This is a genomic window from Lentibacillus kapialis (assembly GCF_014646635.1).
Lineage (GTDB): Bacteria > Bacillota > Bacilli > Bacillales > Amphibacillaceae > Lentibacillus > Lentibacillus kapialis.
The window spans coordinates 1-3,893 of the sequence record NZ_BMNQ01000102.1 but is presented as its reverse complement, the minus strand read 5'-3'; the positions used below and the strand labels follow the sequence as shown (position 1 = coordinate 3,893).

Below are 3,893 nucleotides of genomic sequence, written 5' to 3'. Positions count from 1 at the left end.
GAGTTGCGAGGAGTGCTGCTTCACCGAAAAACTTGCAACACGACGAGCACACTAGTGTTTTTCCGAAGCGACTGCTGACGTCAAAATGACATCTAATTTGTCAACCATAGATTTTGGTCAACAGCCTATTTTTTAGCATCAGAAAGTATATCCTGTGGAAAACAGAAAAAGGGAACGATCTGCAGCGCGGGATACTCGTTTCAAACGTTAATTTTCCTTTTTTGCATCAGGCCCTATTTTACCCGAATAGCAGAAGGAAGGATTTATTATACCTCTAAATACTGGGGCGAATGATGAGTTTTTCGAACATTTTTTGAATTTTGAAGCCAGACTACAGTTGTAATGGTAGTAATCTTTAAGAAAATAGTCTACTGAAACAATAAAAATCATGTTACAATATAAAGACATACTTAGGCTATCGTGAAAAGCTTATTTGCATTTCCGGGACCTTTTGGGGATGAGGTGCATAAAATGTCATTTCGTCAAACTATTGTAAGGTATTTCAGTAATCATGCTGAAACAAATGATGTACATACAGATCAGTCACTACAGACACACTATTATAAAACGACAGGTGAAAAAGCCCTGAAAATGCTTGAGGACTTGTTTCAAAGTAATTCCAAATATCATATTAACGCGGTTTCCAGAGACCGCGGAGAAATCAGCGCAACCATTATCAAGGGAAGAAAAGCGTTTATTGTCGCAACTGTTATAATGGTCAGGCCATTCAGAACAGCGATTGATTTTTCGGTTACAACCGAATCAAGGTTCCCGATTGACTTTGGTTATAGTTACAGACTGATTCAGCAGTTGTATATATATATGGATGAGGAACTGCCGCCGGTAGATTATAAACAGCAGTAATAATGAATGGGGTTGGGCAACATGAGATGTTCAAATTGCCAAAACAAAAGTACAAAAGTCTTGGATTCACGACCGATTGAAGAAGGTCAATCGATTCGCAGACGCAGGGAATGCGAGCGGTGCGGCTTTCGTTTCACAACATTCGAACGTATTGAAGAAGTGCCACTGATCATTGTTAAAAAAGACGGCACACGACAAGAATACAGCCGTGAAAAACTCATCAGGGGATTGATCAAAGCTTGCGAAAAAAGGCCTGTCCCGCTTGAGAAGATAGAAGGCATTGCGATCGATGTGGAAAAAGAACTCCGAGACACTGGGATTTCAGAAGTTGAAAGCAATGAAATAGGTGAAATGGTTATGGAGCGGCTTTCAGAGATTGATGAAGTTGCTTATGTCCGTTTTGCATCGGTTTATCGCCAATTTAAGGATATATCAGTATTTTTGGATGAATTAAAAGATTTAATTAACTCGGATAAAGAACAATCCGAATAAATCATTCGGTAAGTTAGATTAAAGAAAGGGATACATCATGCGAGATATCGGAAAGATTTTGCCGATTGAAGGCTACCGGGTTTCATTGAAGGGGAGTCTACCTTCTAGTTACACTAATTCGTTAACACACCTGTATCAGCCGCTGATTGGAATTCAAGCGGTGTCTTTGTATCTTACCCTGATTAATGAACTTGATTTTCAGGATGAAGAAACACCCCAGACACACCATACGTTGATGAATTACATGAATTTGCCGCTGGACGATATTTATCGAGCCAGACTGAAGCTGGAAGGAATTGGCCTTCTCAAAACTTATCAACTGGAATCCAAAGAGCAAACCACATATGCGTATGACATTCAGCGTCCGTTTGCACCTGCTGAATTTTTTATGGATGATATGCTCACGCAACTGTTGTATCACCATATCGGACAAGTGAAATTCACCATGCTACAGGAACACTTTTGCGTTCAATGCGATCAGAAAGGGACGGAGATTACCGCTTCATTCAGTGACGTTTTTCAGACTTTCCAGCCGGGAACATCAGGGGTCATCAACTCTGAAGAAAATCAGACTGTGGAGGAAAACATTCCATCAATTGATTTCTCGTGGATGGAACAAATGCTTCGGGCACGCATGATTCCGGTCAAGAGAGTACTGACTGCGGCTAATAAAACATTGATGTCACAAATGATGACACTATATGATCTGGCTGAATTTGAAGTTGAAAAGGCTGTGCTATGGGCTTTAACGGATGAGAATACACTTGCCCCCAAGGAATTCAAAGAGGCCTGTCATGATCTTTTTCAGTCCAAACATCAACAGACATCAATCAGGTTGACCAATAAACCCGATAGCGGAACTACTATGGAATATGAACCGACAACGAAAGAAGAACAACTGATTCAAAAACTCGAAAATATCTCTCCCAAAAACCTGCTTGAGGATTTATCGAGTGGTGGCCAGGCATCCGGCCAGGATTTAAAAATGATTCGGGAGGTCATGACGACTCAGGGTCTGCCCTCACCGGTTATGAACGTGCTGATTCACTATGTCCTGTTGCAAACCGATATGAAGTTATCAAAAGCGTATATGGAAACAATCGCCAGCCACTGGTCGCGAGCTAATCTGAAGTCGGCAAGTGAAGCAATGGCATTTGCTAAAAAACAAAAGGCACAGTATCAGCAACGGAAAAACAAATCTAAAAACTACCGGAAACCGGCATCAAAGGAGATTATCCCGGATTGGTTTAAAGAACGGAAACAGAAACAGGAAACAGTCGGCGGTGTTGCACATCAGCATGGCAATGCCGATAAGGAATGGGAAGAAACTGAAGCACTTCTCAAAAAGTATTCCAAAAAGTAGAATAGTCATTTTTAAGGATGGTATAAATGAAGCCGGTACAATCCGAATTAAAAAAGTGGATGCAGCAAAATGCAAACTTCAAGGAAAATTATTTAAAGGTAAGGGAAGAAGTTTTGAATGATCCTGAAATCAGTGAGTTTCTTTCATTGTATCCGCAGCTTTCACAGGAAGAAATTGATAAAAATCTGATTAAGCTTTATGAATATAAATCCCAATCCAAGCAATGTGATCGATGTGAGTCACTTGGTAGCTGCATTAATATGATTCAAGGCTATTCGCCAATTCTGCGCGCCGAAAATGATGCCATTCAGCTGGTTTATGAAAAATGTCATAAACTTGTAGATGCTGAGAGACAACGAGAACAGCATAAGCTGATTCAAAGTCTATATATGCCGAAAGATATATTAAACGCCACGATCGACGATATTGATCATGATAAACAAAGAGGAGTCGGCATCCGTGAACTGCTTCTTTTCCTGGAAAATGCCCGCACTGAACTGCCTGCAAGGGGGATTTACTTTCACGGACCTTTTGGTGTCGGAAAAACATATTTGCTTGGTGCGCTTGCCAATGCCTTAAAAGATTATCATATATCATCGATGCTTATCTATATGCCCGAATTTGTACGTGAAATGAAAAGTTCCATAAAAGACGACTCCATTAATGAAAAAATGAATTATTTCAAAACCACAGACGTACTGATGCTTGATGATATTGGCGCGGAGACACAGTCAGCCTGGTTCAGGGATGAAATTCTTGGATCTATTTTACAGTACCGCATGATGGAAAAGCTGCCGGTATTTTTTACGTCCAATTACAGTCTCGAGCAACTGGAAGAACAGCTTGCCATTACAAATCGCGGCGGAAGTGAAACGGTCAAAGCAGGCCGAATCACCGAACGGATCAAACAAGTCAGCAAGGAAGTCCAGTTGTACGGTGAAAATCGCCGCGATTCATAACGGCATATGTTTAATGCAGTATTATACTTTAGTTAAGAGGTGTTGTACCTGCTGGGTATGACACCTTTTTTGCTTGTAACGTCAGAAAATATAAATTATGGATGACCTTATAAGAAACGAACATGGCTACGCCTTCTCGTAGCCACCATCTACCATGAAAATGAATGTCTGCACCAACTATAGTATAGCTCGTTCATACATGGTGAATGATGTAA

The 3,893-nt window shown here is 40.6% G+C and carries 4 protein-coding genes; all 4 read left to right on the top strand.

Features of this window, described 5'->3' with window-relative positions:
* Positions 1–471: 471 nt before the first annotated feature.
* Genes IEW67_RS17545 through dnaI form a run of 4 tightly spaced genes read left to right on the top strand, consistent with a single transcriptional unit; the run spans position 472 to position 3,678 of the window.
* Positions 472–864: a cytosolic protein gene (locus IEW67_RS17545; protein ID WP_188634373.1), complete on the top strand. Its 393-nt coding sequence runs from the start codon at positions 472–474 to the stop codon at positions 862–864.
* Positions 865–885: 21 nt separating this feature from the next.
* Complete coding sequence (nrdR, locus tag IEW67_RS17540) at positions 886–1,356, top strand: transcriptional regulator NrdR (RefSeq protein ID WP_188634372.1); 471 nt, start codon at positions 886–888, stop codon at positions 1,354–1,356.
* 37 nt (positions 1,357–1,393) lie between these two features.
* Positions 1,394–2,719, top strand: a complete 1,326-nt coding sequence (locus tag IEW67_RS17535; RefSeq protein ID WP_188634371.1) for a replication initiation and membrane attachment family protein — start codon at positions 1,394–1,396, stop codon at positions 2,717–2,719.
* 26 nt (positions 2,720–2,745) lie between these two features.
* Positions 2,746–3,678, top strand: coding sequence for a primosomal protein DnaI (dnaI, locus tag IEW67_RS17530; RefSeq protein ID WP_188634370.1), 933 nt, complete (start codon positions 2,746–2,748; stop codon positions 3,676–3,678).
* Positions 3,679–3,893 lie beyond the last annotated feature (215 nt).